Below are 18,683 nucleotides of genomic sequence, written 5' to 3'. Positions count from 1 at the left end.
ATTAATTCTCTGCTACTGCCTTAATTTCTGTAATAAAGCGATCTGCTAAAGTATCGGCATCTTTTTGTGAAGGCCCTTCTGTATAAATTCTAATAATAGGCTCCGTGTTCGATTTTCTAAGGTGAACCCAATTTTCAGCAAAATCTATTTTAACCCCGTCAAGCGTATTAATTTCTTCTGAAGCATATTTACTTTCAATTGATTTCAGAATTTTATCTACATCTAATTGAGGCGTTAGCTCAATTTTCTTCTTACTCATATAATAGGATGGATAGCGTGTTCTGAGTTCACTTACTGAAATTTTTTCTTCGGCTAAGTGACTCAAAAATAGAGCGACTCCAACCAAGCTATCCCTTCCGTAGTGTAATTCTGGATAAATAATACCGCCATTTCCTTCGCCTCCAATAACGGCTTTGGTGTCTTTCATTTTCTGAACCACATTTACTTCACCCACAGCACTTGCCGTATACGTTCCGTTGTGTTTTTCAGTAACATCTCGTAAGGCACGAGAAGAAGACATATTGCTTACCGTGTTTCCAGGGTTGTGCTGAAGCACATAATCGGCAACAGCAACCAAGGTATATTCTTCACCAAACATTTCGCCTTTTTCATCTACAAAAGCCAATCTATCTACATCGGGATCTACCACAATACCAAAATCAGCATTTTCGTTCACTACTTTCTCCATCAAATCAGTTAAATGCTCTTTTAAAGGCTCTGGATTATGTGGAAACTCACCCGTTGGTTCACAGAATAACTCGACTGTTTGAACGCCCAACGCTTTAAGTAGCAACGGGATTGCAATTCCTCCAGTTGAGTTGACACCGTCGACAACCACTTTAAGGTTTGCTTTTTTAATAGCTGAAGTATTTACCAGAGGTAATTCTAGTATCTCATCAATATGTAAGTCTATATATGCATCGTTGGTAGTTATTTTTCCTAAATCATCTACTTCAGAGAAATTGATGTTTTCGGCTTCAGCAATATTCAATATTTCTTGTCCAGCTTCAGCATTTAAAAACTCACCATCTTTATTTAGTAATTTAAGCGCATTCCATTGTTTTGGGTTATGACTTGCCGTTAAAATAATTCCACCATCGGCGTGTTCCATCATTACTGCCATTTCAACTGTTGGGGTAGTTGATAAATTAAGATCAATTACGTGGATTCCCATACCCACTAGTGTGTTCATTACTAATTGTTGTACCATCTCTCCCGAAATACGTGCATCACGCCCAACAACTACACGGTATTCTTCTTTTTGTCGTTGTTTTTTTACCCAACTGCCATAAGCTGCTGCATACTTTACAGCATCAATTGGAGTTAAATTTTCACCTTGCGAACCGCCAATGGTTCCACGTATTCCCGAAATAGATTTTATCAATGTCATGAGTTCAAATTTTTAAGCAAATATACTTTTTTTAAGATGCATTACTACCTCATGATTTTGTAAATTGTACCGATGAATTTTTTAGCACACATCTATCTTTCTAGTGAAGATGAAGGTATAACCATAGGAAACTTTATTGCCGATGGCATTAAAGGTAAAAAGTATAAAAAATATCCTTCTAACATTCAGAAAGGTATTTTATTACATCGTGAAATAGACACCTTTACTGATAGTCATCCTACGGTACGGCTAAGTACAGCAAGACTTCACGAGAATTATAGTCACTACAGCGGAGTAATTGTCGATATTCTATATGATCACTTTTTAGCTAAAAATTGGAGCCAATATCATAAGCTTCCGTTAGATGTGTATGTAGAAAATTTTTATGATTTACTTCGGAATAACTTTGCCATCTTACCTACAAGAATTCAACGAATGATGCCATATATGATAACGGATAATTGGCTGCTGAGTTATGCCACTGTAAGAGGAATCAGCACCATTTTAGATCAGATGAATGTTCGCACTAAAGGAAAATCTAAAATGAATTTTGCTGTGCTAGAACTCGAACAATATTATGATGAATTTGAAGCGGAATTCACTTCCTTTTTTGATGAATTGATTATATTTTCAGAAGAAAAACTAAAAGAATTATGAAATCACTCCCCTACCTTCTTTTCTTTTTATTAATTATATCGTGTAAAGAAGCACCTCAAACAAAAGAACCATCCAAAGGCACTATTAACCAAGAAGCAATAAAAAAGCCTGTAAAAAAGGCTGTTATTGCCGATAGTGCGATGGTTGTTTCGGCACGGGAAGAAGCTTCAAAAATTGGAGTTGAAATTTTAAAAAAAGGCGGAAATGCCTTTGATGCGATGATCGCTACCGAAATGGCACTGGCTGTAACCTATCCCTATGCAGGAAATCTGGGCGGCGGTGGATTTATAGTGTACAGAACACAATACGGCGAATTAGGAAGCATCGATTACCGTGAAAAAGCTCCCAAGAGGGCTAGTCGCGATATGTATTTGGATGAAAATGGAGATTACAACACTGAAGAAAGTAAAACAGGGGGGTTAGCTGTTGGCGTTCCAGGAACCATTGCTGGTATTTTTGCAGTTCATGAAAAACTGGGCTCTTTACCTATGGAAGTCATTCTACAACCCGTAATTAGCCTTGCCACTAATGGTTTTACTTTAACCGAAAGTCAGGTAGAACGATTTATAGAATATGCTCCTGAGTTTGAAAAAGTAAATGGCGAAGAATCCATCTACACTAAGGCCTATAAAACTGGCGATACCCTAAAAAACATAGCACTTGCTAATACTTTAAAACGAATTGTAAAAAACGGACGAGCAGGTTTTTATAAAGGCGAAACAGCAAAAACATTAGCTAGTTTTATTCAAGAAAAAGGAGGCATAATCACACAAAAAGATCTTGAAAGTTATGAAGCCGAATGGCGCGAACCAGTAGTTTTTGAGTACAAAGATTTAAAAGTAATTTCTATGGGACCTCCATCTAGCGGTGGAATTGTCTTAGGTCAGATTTTAAATATGATTGAGCCGTACTCCATTGAAACGTATGGACACAATTCGGCTAAATATATTCAATTACTTACCGAAGCGGAACGTAGAGCGTATGCAGATAGAAGTCACTATCTAGGCGACCCTGATTTTGTAACTATCCCAACCGATTCTTTATTATCGAAAAACTATGCAAAACGAAGAATGAATAATTTTTCATTTGAAGCCGCAACTTCTTCAACCAAAATAAGCCCTGGTAGCGTTCAAGGCTACGAAAGCACTGAAACTACACATTATTCTATTGTAGATCAATTTGGGAATGCCGTAGCTGCAACCACTACCTTAAATGCAGCTTATGGTTCAAAGCTGTATGTGAAGGACTTAGGCTTTTTCTTAAACAACGAAATGGACGATTTTAGCGCTAAACCAGGTGAACCTAATATGTTTGGCCTACTTGGTGGCGAAGCAAATGCTATTGAACCCCAAAAACGAATGCTAAGCTCAATGACGCCCTCTATTGTTGAAAAGAATGATAGCCTTTGGATGAGTGTTGGTACACCGGGCGGTTCTACTATTATTACTTCTGTGTTGCAAACTATCTTAAATGTATCAGAATTTAATATGGACATGCAAGAAGCTGTCGATGCTCCACGTTTTCACCACCAATGGTTACCGGATAAAATTATATTTGAACCTCAAGGATTTTCAGAAAAATTAATGGATAGCCTTGAAACAAAAGGTTATATTATAAATAAAAAAGAAACGCCCGTAATAGGAAAAGTTGATGGCATCTTAGTACTCCCAACTGGAAAATTAGAAGGTGGAGCGGATAAAAGAGGGGATGATACTGCTAAAGGATTTTAACATACACACAAAATATTAGCTTTTAATCGATACTTTTAAACCTTATATCTAATTGTAAGTATTTTACTACAATTTGTAAGAAAATTAGTTAATTTTGAGAGAGTTAAATAAGTATAAAAAAAGCTGGGGAGCCTAAATTATATCACACAAAATTTTATTATTTATTTGTTTTATTACAAGCCCTGCATTGTAGTTGGTTTGTCATGAGTTTCCTTTGCTTTTACACAAAACTATTTTTTTGTTAAGTTGCTATGAAGAAAAAATCTTTTTATAAAGATTTACATACTCTAATTCCATTAGTCTTTAGTGGGCTTCTTTGTATTGGACTAATTTTTATCCTTTGGCAAAAAACGACCTTATTACTTCAGTTTGAAAAACAGTTAATCGATCTTTCATCAATATTTATAGCTATTAGTGGTTTTCTATCTCTTTTTATTTTGTTGTACTTAATTCTATTTGCGGTTAATTTAAAAAAAAACAAAGAAAGCGGAGTTAGTGGCTTAGAGGCATTAAACCAGAAAATGCATGATTTTAGAGAAATAATAGAGGTTTTACTTCAATCAAAAATGTGGTTACCTGGATTAAAGGAGTACATTGATGAAGAATTTGCCGGACTTACCTTTTTTCAGGTTAAAGAGTTTTATAAAGGGAAATCAAAACTGGCAATTGAGTTTTTGCAAGAAAAAAACAATTATGCCGACACTGAAAACTTATACTTAGAGCTAAAATCATTGGTACAGACAGAAGTTAAGCAAAAGCACATCCCCGAATCTATTACAAAACCAGAATTTTATAAAAAAGAACTTGTTCAAAAATGGTTAGAGCACAAATGTGGCTCTGGACTGTGGTATTATTTTGGATATAAATATGGAACGTACAAAAACGCGTTAGACCTTGAATCTATTTACGAAAGGCATCAGGAAAAAATAATGATGCTCGCTAATTCTATAGACAGTAAAGCTTTTGAAGATTCATCATTTAACGAAGTTTTTTTATCAAAATTAGGAGAGTATATTACGAACGAAGTTTTACCAAAATTGTATCAGCTTCAGGAAAAATCATCCGAAAAACTACCCCCTATTTCCCGTTATTTATACCTTATCTTTTTATTGTTGGTATTTTTTGGTGTGTTACTTCCCTTAGCTTATTTCCTTTTTAGCCTCAGTATATTGTCGTTAATTATAAGCTATGCATTTGTAATTAGTACGGTATTCTTTATAAGCACTACTTTTTTCCGCTTTTTGAATAATTCAGTCAACAATTAATTAAAATTTAATTTTCTTCAGAAAACAATACAGGCAAGCTAAGCCAAGTTCTAAAATTTCAGTTCAAATGAGTACCTTTGCAAACTATGGCAAAAAATGAAAATTTTATTGAAGTTTTAGGGGCACGTGTTCATAATTTAAAGGACATAGATGTTAAAATTCCAAGAGATAAGTTAGTTGTCATTACTGGTTTATCTGGTAGCGGAAAATCTTCATTGGCTTTTGATACAATCTATGCAGAAGGTCAACGCCGATATATTGAAACATTCTCAGCTTATGCTCGCCAATTTTTAGGGAATTTAGAACGTCCAGATGTCGATAAAATTGATGGTCTCTCCCCTGTAATTGCTATTGAACAAAAAACCACCAGTAAAAGTCCACGATCTACCGTAGGCACCATTACCGAAATTTATGATTTTCTTCGTTTACTATATGCACGTGCCAGCGATGCGTATAGCTATAATACGGGCGAAAAAATGGTGAGTTATAGCGATGAGCAAATTAAAAATTTAATTATTGAAGAGTTCAATGGTAAAAAAATAAGTGTTCTAGCTCCCGTTATTCGATCCAGAAAAGGCCATTATCGTGAACTTTTTGAGCAAATTGCCAAACAAGGTTTTGTAAAAGTTAGAGTTGACGGTGAGGTAAAAGATATTGTAAAGGGAATGCGCACAGATCGCTATAAAACCCATGATATAGAAATTGTTATTGACCGCTTAAAAGTCTCAACTGAAACAGAAAACAGTAAACGCCTTAGCGAAACCATTAATACTGCTATGTATCATGGTGACGATGTGTTGATGGTTTTGGATAACGAAACCAATCAAGCTCGCTTTTTTAGCCGTTCGTTAATGTGTCCAACCACTGGAATTTCGTACCCGAATCCTGAGCCGAATAACTTCTCATTTAATTCACCTAAAGGAATGTGTCCTAATTGTAAAGGATTAGGAACTTTATATGAAATAAATCTTAATAAGATTGTCCCAGATGATAGCTTGTCTATCAAGAAAGGAGCGTTGGCGCCACACGGCCCTCAAAAGAAAAATTGGGTTTTTAAACAACTTGAATTAATTGCACAGAAATTTGATTTTGAGTTAAGCGATCCTTTTAGTAAAATTCCGAAAGAAGCAAAAGAAATGATTTTCCATGGTGGAAATTCAGCTTTTGAAGTCGATTCAAAAACCCTTGGAATTACCCGAAAATATAAAATAGATTTTGAAGGAGTCGCCACTTTTTTACAAAATACATTTGAAGCAAATGAATCTCGATCGTTACAGCGATGGGCAAAAGAATATATGGATAAAGTAGTCTGTCCAGAGTGCGAAGGAAGCCGCTTACGAAAAGAGTCTTTGTTTTTTAAAGTGAACGATAAAAACATAGCCGAACTTGCCCATATGGACATCATCGAGCTAGCAAGCTGGTTTAAAAACATTGAAAAAGACCTAAGTAAAACACAGCTTAAAATTGGTTCCGAAATTATAAAAGAAGTACGAACACGTATTCAATTTTTGGTCGATGTAGGTCTAACCTATTTAGCGCTCGACCGAAGCTCAAAATCACTTTCCGGAGGGGAAGCCCAACGTATTAGACTGGCTACACAAATTGGTTCGCAATTAGTTGGTGTGCTGTATATTTTAGATGAACCAAGCATTGGTTTGCATCAACGCGATAATGAAAAACTAATTGAATCGCTGGTTTCTCTTCGAGATATTGGCAATTCGGTGCTCGTGGTGGAACACGACAAAGACATGATTGAAAGTGCTGATTATGTTATTGATATTGGACCTGCGGCAGGAAAGCACGGTGGCGAAATTGTTTCAGAAGGAACTCCTTCGGAAATATTAAAACACAAAACCCTTACCGCAGAGTATCTTAATGGAAGTAAGGAAATTGAAATCCCTAAGAAAAGACGGGAAGGAAACGGAAAAACCTTAAAGCTTTCAGGAGCCACTGGAAACAATTTGAAAAAAGTAACAGTCGAGTTTCCTTTAGGGACTATGATTGGGGTTACAGGTGTCTCAGGTAGCGGAAAATCTACGTTAATTAATGAAACCCTCTACCCTATTTTAAATGCCGAAATATACAATGGTGTTAAAAAACCAATGCCATATAAAAAAATTGAAGGGTTAGAACATCTTGACAAAGTGATTGATATTAACCAATCGCCCATTGGCCGTACGCCACGTTCCAATCCGGCTACTTATACTGGTGTGTTTTCAGAAATACGGAGTTTATTTGCCAAAATTCCTGAATCGATGATTCGAGGATATAAACCGGGACGTTTCAGTTTTAATGTAAAAGGAGGTCGTTGCGAAACCTGCAAAGGTGCCGGTTTAAAGGTTATAGAAATGAACTTCCTACCCGATGTGTATGTAGAGTGTGAAACGTGCCAAGGAAAACGTTTTAACCGTGAAACATTGGAAATTCGATATAAAGGAAATTCAATTTACGACGTGTTAAGTATGACCATTAATGAGTCTTGTGAATTTTTTGAGCACATCCCGAAAGTTTACAGAAAACTTAAAACTATTCAGGATGTTGGCTTAGGTTATATTACTTTAGGACAGCAATCTACTACTCTTTCTGGTGGAGAAGCACAGCGTGTAAAACTTGCTACAGAGCTTTCAAAACGTGGTACCGGAAATACATTTTACATCCTTGATGAGCCTACAACTGGTTTACATTTTGAAGACATAAGAGTATTAATGTTGGTATTGAACAAGTTGGTTAAAAAGGGTAATACAGTACTTATTATAGAACATAATCTAGATGTTATAAAAACGGTGGATTATATTATCGATATTGGTCCTGAAGGCGGGAAAAAAGGAGGAAAAGTAATTGCAAAAGGAACTCCCGAAGAAATTATTAAAAACAAAAAAAGCCATACGGCTCATTTTCTTAAAAAAGAATTACATTCGTGAGCAAAAGCTAGTAATTGAAGAATAAAATAGTTGTAGAAAGATTAGTTAAAGCATCTATTTTATATTCAAAAAACACTACAGATTTTAAATTATGAGAAACGAACAAAAAAACAAAAACTGGAACTTAGTAAAAACCAACGACTCTTGGGCTATTTTCAAGATAATGGGTGAATTTGTAAATGGCTACGAAAAACTCAGCAAAATTGGGCCTTGCGTTTCTATTTTTGGTTCTGCCCGTACGAAACCAGACCATGATTATTATAAATTAGCCGAACGTATCGCTGAAAAAATAACAAACAATGGCTATGGGGTTATTACTGGTGGTGGACCAGGTATTATGGAAGCTGGTAATAAAGGGGCGCATTTGGCTGGTGGGACTTCTGTAGGATTAAACATTACATTACCTTTTGAGCAACACGACAATCCGTATATTGATAGCGATAAAAGCATTGATTTTGATTACTTTTTTGTGCGTAAAGTAATGTTCGTTAAATACTCTCAAGGGTTCGTGGTTATGCCCGGTGGTTTTGGAACATTAGATGAGTTTTTTGAAGCCCTTACGCTTATACAAACGCATAAAATAGATAAGTTCCCTATAATTCTCGTAGGAAGTAAATTTTGGAGCGGATTATGGGATTGGGTTAAAGGAACGCTGCTAGAGGCTAATAATAATGTTAGTAAAGAAGATCTAGAATTGGTTCATATTGTTGACAATGAAGATGAAGTTCTTGATATATTAAATCAGTTTTATAATGAATATAACCTAAGTCCCAATTTCTAAACTATACATTCCCCCTGTATGCTTAAAAAGCTTTTTTTATTTATATGTTTCTTATTTGTGGTAAGTATGTCCGCTCAATATGATATATCTATTGATGCAGCATTAATACCAGAAACTAAAAGCATACAAATAAACCAACAAATAGTGTTTGAAAACAACTCAAACACGGCTTGGAATGAAGTTTATTTAAACGATTGGGCCAATAGTTTTTCGAATAAAACCACTCCATTAGCAAAACGTTTTGCTGAAAACTATAATAGCTCTTTTCATTTTGAAAAAAAAGAAGACCGCGGAAGAACAGATCTACATAGCATAACAGACACAACCAATAATTCTGTTGTATGGAATCGCAATGAAGCAGCAGATATCATTAAAATTACACCGAAAAACCCAGTAATGCCTGGAGAAACGTATACCATTAATTTAATGTACTCTGTAAAGTTGCCAAGCACTAAATTTACTCGCTTTGGAGTAACTGCTAATAACGATTATAAACTTAAATATTGGTACATCTCTCCTGCTGTTTTTGATGAAGATTGGCAAGTATACAGCAATAAAAATACGGATGACCTGTTTTTAACGCCTTCCTCTTTTTCAATAAATTTTAAAATTCCCCAAGAATATACACTTACTTCAGACTTTAATGTAGTATCTGAAACAATATCTGAGAAACAAAAGAGTATCTTGTTACAGGGCAAACAACGAAATCAAGCTACTATTTATATTGAAAAACAAAATTCCTTTGAGACTATTGAAACCGATAAACTTACCCTTGTTACCAATTTAAAAGATGAAAAGATTTCTCCTCAAATTACTGCTCTTTCAATAGATAGAATAGTTCATTTTTTAGATAACAAACTTGGTGAATATCCATTTAAAAAAATGGTTATTAGTGAGGTGGAATATCGTAATAGCCCCGTGTATGGCTTAAATCAGCTTCCTGATTTCATAAGCCCCTTTCCTGCTGGTTTTGAGTATGATATGGAACAACTTAAATCCATAACAAGAAAATATATAGAATCTTCTATTTCACTCAATCCACGTAAGGATAGTTGGTTAATTGGTGCGTTACAAATCCATTTAATGATGAAATATGTAGATACCTATTATCCTAAAATGAAAATTTTAGGGAGCCTAAGTAATTTTTGGGTAATTCGTTGGGCACATGCAGCTGATTTAGAGTTTAACGACCAATACCCTTTATTATACCAAAATGTTGCACGAAACAACTTACAACAAGCCTTAACAACTTCTCGCGACTCGTTATTAAAGTTTAATAAAAACATTGCAAATGACTATTATGGTGGATATGGATTAAGGTATCTCTCCGATTATCTTGGAAAAGAAACGGTTTCAGAAAGTATTAAAGAGTTTTATTCTGAAAACAAATTAAAACCTATTAAACCGGTAGTTTTTGAAGAAACACTTCAGAAAAACACAAATTTACCTATCAATTGGTTTTTTACAGACTATATAGATTCGCGTACTACTATTGATTTCAGAATAAAAAAGGTTGAAAAACTTAAAGATTCGCTTAAAGTAACTGTAAAGAACACCCGCAAAAACAGTATGCCTGTTTCGCTCTACGGAATAAACAAAGACAGTGTCGTATTTAAAAACTGGCTTTTGCCAATTGATAGCACTGCAACGGTTACTGTACCCAAAAAAGATGTAAGAAAACTAGTTTTAAATTACGAAAAAACCATCCCAGAATACAACCAACGTAACAATTACAAAGCCGTAAAAGGTTTGTTCAACAGACCGTTTCAGTTTAGGTTGTTTCAAGATGTTGGTGACTCCCGCTACAATCAGGTATTTTTTATGCCCGAATTTCAATACAATTTATATGACGGTTTTGTAGTAGGGCCCAAAGTGTATAATAAGACGGCACTAGCTAAAGGGTTTCATTATAAGTTAACGCCACAAATTGGGCTTAAATCTAATACTATAATCGGAAGCGGATCTCTTGTTTACACTCAAAACTTAGATAAAGAATCGCTTTACTCTATGCGATATGGTTTTTCTGGAAGTTATTTCTCTTATGACCGTGATCTGTTTTATAGACGCTATACACCGTTTATGACTTTTGCTTTCCGTAACAGCGATTTGCGCGATAATGAAAAGCAGTTTATCAATCTTAGGAGTGTAAATGTAATTAGAGATGAAAATCCTAATGATCCGGATCAAGAACCAAATTACAGTGTTTTTAACCTTCAATATGTATATTCAAACCCTAATTTAATTAATTACTTTAAAGGGGTGGTTGATTATGAAATTTCATCAAAATTTAGTAAAATATCTACCACATTTGAATACCGAAAGCTTTTTTTAAACAACCGTCAATTAAACGTGCGTTTCTTTGCGGGTGCCTTCCTTTTTAATGACACAAGGGAAAATGAAGACTTTTTTAGTTTTGCTTTAGATAGACCAACTGATTACCTTTTTGATTACAATTATTACGGAAGAAGTGAACAAAGCGGCCTTTTTAGTCAGCAATTAATTGTCGCTGAAGGCGGATTTAAATCTCAATTAAAACCAAAATTTGCTAATAGCTGGATGACAACTTTGAATGCCAGCACCAATATTTGGAAATGGATTTATGCATATGGAGATGCAGGCTTAATTCATAATACAGACCGAGGCACGCAAGCGGTATTCGATACCGGAATTCGTTTAAGTTTGGTTGCTGATTATTTTGAGCTTTACTTCCCTCTTTATTCTAATTTAGGTTGGGAACCCGGACTCGAAAATTACGATCAACGCATTCGCTTTATTGTAACACTCGACCTAAGAACATTATTAGGTTTGTTTACCCGAAAATGGTACTAAAAAGGCACCTTTTTAGAAAATTTATTTTAACCTTTTATAGTAAATTCGTTAAAATAGAACCTAAAATTAACAAATAAATAATCTTTAGCGCTTTACACTGACAATTTAACAATAAACAAGCATTGCAAAATTCGGTGGTTTTCGCTACTTTTGTAACTCAAAATTTAGACTATGCAAACAGATCCAAAAACCAACAGTGACCTTTCTTTCGAAGACTTTAAAACTGAAGTGCTTACTGATTATAAAACCGCTGTAACTAGCCGTGAATGTAGCCTTTTAGGTCGTCGTGAAGTATTAACTGGAAAGGCAAAATTCGGAATTTTTGGTGATGGTAAAGAAGTACCCCAATTGGCTTGGGCAAAAGCATTTAAAAACGGTGATTGGCGAAGCGGTTACTACCGTGACCAAACATTTATGATGGCGATTGGTCAATTAACCATTCAACAGTTTTTTGCAGGGCTATATGGACATTCAGATCTTGATGCAGACCCAATGAGCGCTGGACGCCAAATGGGTGGTCATTTTGCAACGCATAGTTTAAACAAAGATGGAAGTTGGAAAAACCTTGCTAATCAAAAAAATAGTAGTGCTGATATTTCTCCTACAGCGGGTCAAATGCCTCGTTTATTAGGGTTAGCACAAGCTTCAAAAATTTTCAGAAACGTTAAAGGCATTGAAAACAAAACCAACTTCTCTATCAACGGAAATGAAGTTGCTTGGGGTACAATTGGTAACGCAAGTACTAGTGAAGGCTTGTTTTGGGAAACTATCAATGCCGCGGGTGTATTGCAAGTACCAATGGTTGTTAATGTTTGGGACGATGAATACGGTATTTCGGTTCACGCTAAACACCAAACTACTAAAGAGAATATTTCTGAAATATTAAAAGGATTTCAACGTACCGAAAATGAAGAAGGTTACGAAATTATCCGCGTGAAAGGATGGAGCTATCCAGAATTAATAGAAGCGTATCAAAAAGCAAGTAAAATTGCTCGCGATGAACACGTTCCTGTATTGATTCATGTTCAAGAATTAACCCAACCACAAGGACATAGTACCAGTGGTAGTCACGAACGGTATAAAAGCAAAGAACGTTTAGAGTGGGAAGCTGAGCACGACTGTAACGTACAGATGCGTAAGTGGATGATAGAAAATGATATCGCAACCGATGAAGAGCTTTCTGAAATAGAGAAAGTTATCAAAAAAGAAGTTCGTGATGGGAAAAAAGCAGCGTTAAAGGCTTTTTTAGCACCACAAAAGAAAGAACAAAAAGAAGCGGTAACACTTTTAGGAAATTTAGCTGAAAGCAGCCAGAACAAAAACTTCATTGAAAAGCTAAAAAACGATTTGGCTTCCGATACAGAACCACTTCGTAAAACAATATTAGGAGCTGCCAGAAAAGCACTTCGCTATGTTACTACTGAAGATTCTTCTGAAAAACGACAATTAATAGATTGGATTGAAAACTACTACGAGTTAATTCAGCCAAAATACAGTGCTCATTTGTATTCCGAAGCAGAAGAGAATGCAAAGACAATTTCTGAAGTACAACCAGAATATGACGATGACGCTAAAGATGTTGATGGTCGTGTAGTACTTCGTGATAATTTTGACACTATTTTCAGTAAGCATCCAGACACGCTAATTTTTGGGGAAGATAGTGGTGAAATTGGTGATGTAAATCAAGGTTTGGAAGGCTTGCAAGAAAAACACGGTAAATTACGTGTTGCCGATGTAGGTATTCGTGAAGCTACTATTTTAGGACAAGGTATCGGGATGGCTATGAGAGGTCTCCGTCCTATCGCCGAAATTCAGTATTTAGATTATGTATTGTACTGTCTGCAAATTATGAGTGATGACTTGGTAACACTTCGTTATCGAACAAATGGTACACAAAAAGCACCTTTAATCGTTCGTACAAGAGGACACCGTCTTGAAGGTATTTGGCACAGTGGTTCGCAGATGGGTGGTTTAATTCATCTCTTGCGTGGTATGTATATTTTAGTTCCTAGAAATATGACTAAAGCTGCTGGTTTTTACAATACTTTGTTAGAAACTGACGAACCAGCTTTAATTGTAGAATGTTTAAACGGCTACCGACTAAAAGAAAAAATGCCTAATAATTTGGGTGAATTCCGCACACCAATTGGTGTAGTTGAAACTATAAAAGAAGGTGAAGATATCACCTTGGTTTCCTACGGAAGCACGCTACGCGTAGTTGAAGAAGCAGCTAAAGAATTACAGCAAGTAGGTATTAATGTGGAAATTATTGATACACAATCCTTACTTCCACTCGACCTTAATGAAGATATGGTTAAAAGTGTAGCCAAAACAAACCGGTTATTGGTGGTTGATGAAGATGTTCCTGGGGGTGCTGCCGCCTATATTTTAAATACTATTGTTGAAAAGCAAAACGGATACCGTCACTTAGATAGCAAACCACAAACATTGACGGCAAAAGCACACCGTCCTTCGTATGGAACCGATGGTGATTACTTTTCAAAACCTTCTGTAGAAGATATTTTTGAAAAAGTATATGCAATTATTCACGAAGCAAACCCAGAAAACTTTCCAAAGTTAAGATAGTCATAAAGTACTGTTTTTCTAGCCGTTATATTTGTATCTTTTATTGAAATTATAAAGATAATTGACTATGAAAAACAGTACGCTACTAATTATAGTATTAATTTGCATTCCTTTTTTTACGAAAGCTCAGGATGTCAATTTGTTGCAGCCAACCATTCCAGAATCTGATGTGCCGCAAGAAATTTTGGCCAATCAAGACACATTATTTCCTGGTGGATTTATCTCTGAATGGCAGCTTCAAAAAGGCTTTGATGCCACAGATGATAAAGCCGTTCGGTATATTTCAAAGTTTGAACAAGAAGGAAATCCTGGTTCTTCAGCTTCCTATCTTCCAGATGGTACGCTAATATTTCATTCGGAATACATGGAAGCAAGAAATATCCCAGAGACAGTCCGGTTAAAATTGCAATTTGATCACAAAGATTTTGGAGTAGATTATGCTGATTTTATTACGGTGTATGTTCCTGAAAGAGAAATTTACCGTATTCATCTTAGAAAGGACACGAGGGTTAAACATGCTTTTTATGACATAAATGGAAACCAAATTCCAGAAAAATCACTTCCAATAGAAATAATTTTATATGACCGCTAAACCTTTGTTTCAAGGGGTTTAAAATCTTTTTTAATTAAGAAAAATAAAATAATTGGCATATAAAATTTGGAATCCTCATTTTTTTTATTGAATATTTACAAATAATCATAAAAGACAAAAACAAGTAATATGTTACTTTTCAACGTAAACAACAATAATAATAACCCGTTGCCGTAGCAAAAACTTGTCGCGATATATAACCCGTCAGGTTTTTTAAACTTGACGGGTTTTTTTGTGTTTTAAAACTACTAACCAAATAAAATATAGAAATTATGTGTGGAATTGTATGTGCCTTTAAACTAAAAGAACCAGCAGAAGCATTACGCCTGCAAATATTATCAATGAGTAAATGCATCCGTCATCGAGGGCCAGACTGGAGCGGAATTTTTGATAATGACAAAGCCATTATGGCGCATGAGCGTTTAGCAATTGTAGATCCTACTTCTGGCAAACAACCCCTTTTCAGTAAAGACAAAAAATTTGTGTTAGCTGCCAATGGCGAAATTTATAACCACTTGGAACTACGGAAGCAGTTTGAAGGTAAGTATGAATTTCAAACAAAATCTGATTGTGAAGTAATCTTACCCCTCTTCAAAGAAAAAGGAGGTAAATTTTTAGATGAACTAAACGGAATCTTCGGCTTTGCTATTTATGATGTTGAGAATGACGAATATTTAATCGCTCGCGACCATATGGGAATCATTCCATTGTACATGGGGTGGGATCAAAATGGTACTTTTTATGTAGCTTCAGAATTAAAAGCATTGGAAGGTATCTGTACCAAAATCGAGCTCTTCCCTCCTGGTCATTACCTGTATAGCAAAGAAGGTGAATTAAAAAAATGGTACACCCGCGATTGGATGGAATATAAAGCTGTAAAAGACAATGAAACTAGCATTGAAGAGTTGCGTGAAGCTTTAGACGCCGCTGTACATCGTCAATTAATGAGTGATGTTCCCTACGGTGTGTTGCTTTCTGGCGGATTAGATTCATCTATAACATCGGCCGTGGCCAAAAAATATGCCGATAAACGTATTGAAACCGGAGACAAAGAAAATGCTTGGTATCCAAGATTACATTCGTTTGCCATTGGATTGGAAGGAAGCCCAGATCTTGCTGCCGCTCAAAAAGTGGCCGACCATTTAGATACGGTGCACCACGAAATAAAATTCACTATTCAAGAAGGAATTGATGCTATTCGTGATGTTATTTATCATTTAGAAACCTATGATATTACCACTATTCGAGCTTCTACACCTATGTTTTTAATGGCTCGTGCTATCAAAGCGTTAGGAATAAAAATGGTCTTAAGTGGTGAAGGAAGTGACGAAATATTTGGGGGCTATTTATATTTTCACAAAGCGCCAAATGCTGAAGAACTTCATAAAGAAACCGTTAGAAAGCTTGATAAGCTACATCAATACGATTGTCTACGCGCCAACAAAAGTCTAGCAGCTTGGGGTATTGAAGGCCGCGTACCTTTTTTAGATAAAGAATTTATGGATGTGGCTATGCGACTAAACCCTGAAGATAAAATGATTAACGGAGAGCGCATGGAAAAATGGGTGCTGCGAAAAGCATTTGAAGATATGCTTCCCGAGAGTGTTGCTTGGCGCCAAAAAGAACAATTTAGTGATGGTGTAGGATATAGCTGGATTGACAAATTAAAAGAAATGGTAAATGAAAAGGTAACTGATGAACAAATGGAAAATGCGCAGTATAAATTCCCCATACAAACTCCAACCAGCAAAGAAGAATTTTATTATCGATCCATTTTTACAGAACACTTCCCTAGTGATACGGCAGCGTTGAGTGTGCCATCTGTTCCTTCAGTGGCTTGCAGTAGCCCAGTAGCATTAGAATGGGATGAAAGTTTTAAAAACATGAACGATCCTAGTGGCCGGGCTGTTGCAAACGTTCATAGTGATGCGTATAGTAAGTAATCATTTTTAAAGCTATTAATTTAACAAATAGCTCTTTGGTTGCTAATTTACCGTTAAATAATTTTTAAACGCCTCGGTCTCATCGAGGCGTTTTTCTATCTTATGCTTAGATAAAATTATTACTAATAAATTAAGCGATAAGAGCAGCAATGGAGGTATCTGAAACTTCAGAAAAGACAGAACAGATTTTAAACGATTTAACACCTGGCGAACGTACTGTTTGCCCATTACCTCATAATGGCTATTTATTTTTAGAACACGATGTACCATCATTGCTTATTTATAGAAAAAAACCAGATGATAAAGCTACATTGCGATTGGCAAGAAGTGGAGCTTCATATTTAATTATTGGGGAGGAAAATTTTAGTTTTTTTCAAGAGTTTATCTCAAAACTCACTGAGAAAATGGCGGCGAAATTTGGCTCTTTTATTCTGTTAGAAGTTTTCAGCGGAAAAACTAATAGCAACGAATTTGTAATTCGAGGTCCTTCACATAAATTACCGGTTTCGTTAGATGTTTTAAAAGATGAACTCTGTAAAATCCCAAGCAGAAAGTATAATGTACAACTCGATGCAAGAATTGAACAAACCAAACAACGTCTGCTCGAAGAGTTAACACCTCTTTTTAGTATCGAGGACATAAAATCAAAAGGTGGTACATTGATTGGACTAGAAGTACCACCTGTGTATCGGGATGCCGATGACAATGTGTACCCTGTTTACTTTAGGAAATTTAGAGATAGTTTTATTCAAGCCATTCAAAAAGCAATTTTTGAATTTGTGAGAGTACAGACAACTTCAAAACTAGCTAACTATCATGCCTTAGGAAAGCGAGACATTCATCGTGAAGTATTTAAAATCGATAAGCAGCTTACTGAAATTCAGTCTAGCTATCAATTTTTATTATTGGTAGCACCCGTAAATATTCAAGCCCTTAGAGAACGTTTTTTTGAAACCAATTTTGAAGAAATAAACAAGTACCACTATCGTTTACTTCCGGTAGATCCGGATTTGCTCAAACGCAAATTATATAACCTACGGATTGACGAAATTGATGATCCCGCCCTCTCCTACCTCTTTGATGAAAAACGTGAAGAAATTGATCATCAACTTACGATGTTGAAAGAACGTGATTCAAAAAACTTCTTTTACAGTAGTGTTCGTTTATATAAAGGACTTGAAAAAAATGTGTTAACCGAAGCTAAACTCATTCTTCAAAATATTTCTGAAGACCATACCCAAGAAGAGAGGCTACTTATTAATGCAAAAGATTTTGCTAAAATAGCTGAAGAAGAATTTGAATATTTTAGAAGACAATCACCCGATTATAAAGGAAAAATCCACATTCGAGATGATGTAAATATTATGATGGTTTCACAAGGAGAATTATACTTGCCTTCAGATTATAAAATGACAAAAAATGGTGCTGCAGCATTATTACAACATGAAATTGGTACTCATGCCTTAACATACTATAACGGAAGCCAACAGTCACTAAGCCAAATGGCTGCTGGTTTTGCCGATTATGATGCCTTACAGGAAGGAATTGCAGTTCTTTCAGAATATTTAATTGGGGGGCTTTCGGGAAACCGGCTTAGAATATTGGCTGGACGTGTAGTCGCTGGCGATGCTTTATTGGACGGAGCCGATTTTAAACAAGTATTCAGTTTATTACATACAAATTATGGGTTTTCAAAAGAGCCCGCTTTTAATATTACCTCTAGAATGTTTCAAGGAGGTGGTTTTTTAAAGGATATTATTTACTTAAAAGGACTAGTTGAGCTCCGGGACTACTTGGTTGATGGTGGGGAATTTGAACCTTTATTAGCTGGGAAATTTGCATTAAAACACGTAGATGTTATTAAAGATTTGACCCATAGAGGTTTGTTAACACCACCAAAATTAAAACCTAGATATTTAGAACAAAAAGACTTTACACAAAAAATAGAAAAACTCAAACAAGGGCTAGCCCTTTCTAAAATGATATAAA

At 35.5% G+C, this 18,683-nt stretch carries 11 protein-coding genes; 10 read left to right on the top strand and 1 reads right to left on the bottom strand.

Going from position 1 to position 18,683, the window contains the following annotated elements:
• Window position 1: 1 nt before the first annotated feature.
• Window positions 2–1,390 carry a phosphoglucosamine mutase gene (gene glmM, locus DZ858_RS11965; protein ID WP_117159901.1) on the bottom strand — a complete coding sequence of 463 codons (1,389 nt, stop codon included), beginning with the start codon at window positions 1,388–1,390 and terminating at the stop codon, window positions 2–4.
• A gap of 72 nt (window positions 1,391–1,462) precedes the next feature.
• Here glmM and DZ858_RS11960 point away from each other — a divergent pair, with 72 nt between their 5' ends.
• The 10 genes from DZ858_RS11960 to DZ858_RS11915 all read left to right on the top strand — a co-directional run bounded on the left by DZ858_RS11960 (window position 1,463) and on the right by DZ858_RS11915 (window position 18,682).
• Complete coding sequence (locus DZ858_RS11960; protein WP_117159900.1) at window positions 1,463–2,047, top strand: acyl carrier protein phosphodiesterase; 585 nt, start codon at window positions 1,463–1,465, stop codon at window positions 2,045–2,047.
• Window positions 2,044–3,777 carry a gamma-glutamyltransferase gene (gene ggt, locus DZ858_RS11955; RefSeq protein WP_117159899.1) on the top strand — a complete coding sequence of 578 codons (1,734 nt, stop codon included), beginning with the start codon at window positions 2,044–2,046 and terminating at the stop codon, window positions 3,775–3,777. The genes DZ858_RS11960 and ggt overlap by 4 nt, the downstream gene beginning before the upstream one ends.
• A gap of 251 nt (window positions 3,778–4,028) precedes the next feature.
• The gene (locus tag DZ858_RS11950; protein WP_117159898.1) at window positions 4,029–5,042 is read left to right on the top strand and encodes a hypothetical protein; all 1,014 of its coding nucleotides are present in this window, start codon (window positions 4,029–4,031) and stop codon (window positions 5,040–5,042) included.
• Between the two features lie 86 nt (window positions 5,043–5,128).
• Entirely contained in the window at window positions 5,129–7,963 is a 2,835-nt protein-coding gene (uvrA, locus tag DZ858_RS11945; protein ID WP_117159897.1) for an excinuclease ABC subunit UvrA, read from the top strand.
• Between the two features lie 91 nt (window positions 7,964–8,054).
• Entirely contained in the window at window positions 8,055–8,744 is a 690-nt protein-coding gene (locus DZ858_RS11940) for an LOG family protein (protein WP_117159896.1), read from the top strand.
• A gap of 66 nt (window positions 8,745–8,810) precedes the next feature.
• Entirely contained in the window at window positions 8,811–11,573 is a 2,763-nt protein-coding gene (locus DZ858_RS11935; protein WP_239990779.1) for a gluzincin family metallopeptidase, read from the top strand.
• Window positions 11,574–11,744: 171 nt separating this feature from the next.
• A complete protein-coding gene (locus DZ858_RS11930) occupies window positions 11,745–14,159 on the top strand; it encodes an alpha-ketoacid dehydrogenase subunit alpha/beta (protein WP_117159894.1) in 2,415 nt (804 codons plus the stop codon).
• Between the two features lie 67 nt (window positions 14,160–14,226).
• Complete coding sequence (locus tag DZ858_RS11925) at window positions 14,227–14,751, top strand: hypothetical protein (protein WP_117159893.1); 525 nt, start codon at window positions 14,227–14,229, stop codon at window positions 14,749–14,751.
• A 272-nt stretch (window positions 14,752–15,023) separates the two neighbouring features.
• The gene (gene asnB, locus DZ858_RS11920; protein WP_117159892.1) at window positions 15,024–16,694 is read left to right on the top strand and encodes an asparagine synthase B; all 1,671 of its coding nucleotides are present in this window, start codon (window positions 15,024–15,026) and stop codon (window positions 16,692–16,694) included.
• Between the two features lie 149 nt (window positions 16,695–16,843).
• Entirely contained in the window at window positions 16,844–18,682 is a 1,839-nt protein-coding gene (locus DZ858_RS11915; protein WP_117159891.1) for a flavohemoglobin expression-modulating QEGLA motif protein, read from the top strand.
• Window position 18,683: the final 1 nt, after the last annotated feature.

It is taken from the genome of Marixanthomonas ophiurae (genome assembly GCF_003413745.1).
GTDB lineage: Bacteria > Bacteroidota > Bacteroidia > Flavobacteriales > Flavobacteriaceae > Marixanthomonas > Marixanthomonas ophiurae.
This window is presented reverse-complemented; position numbering and strand designations above follow the sequence as displayed.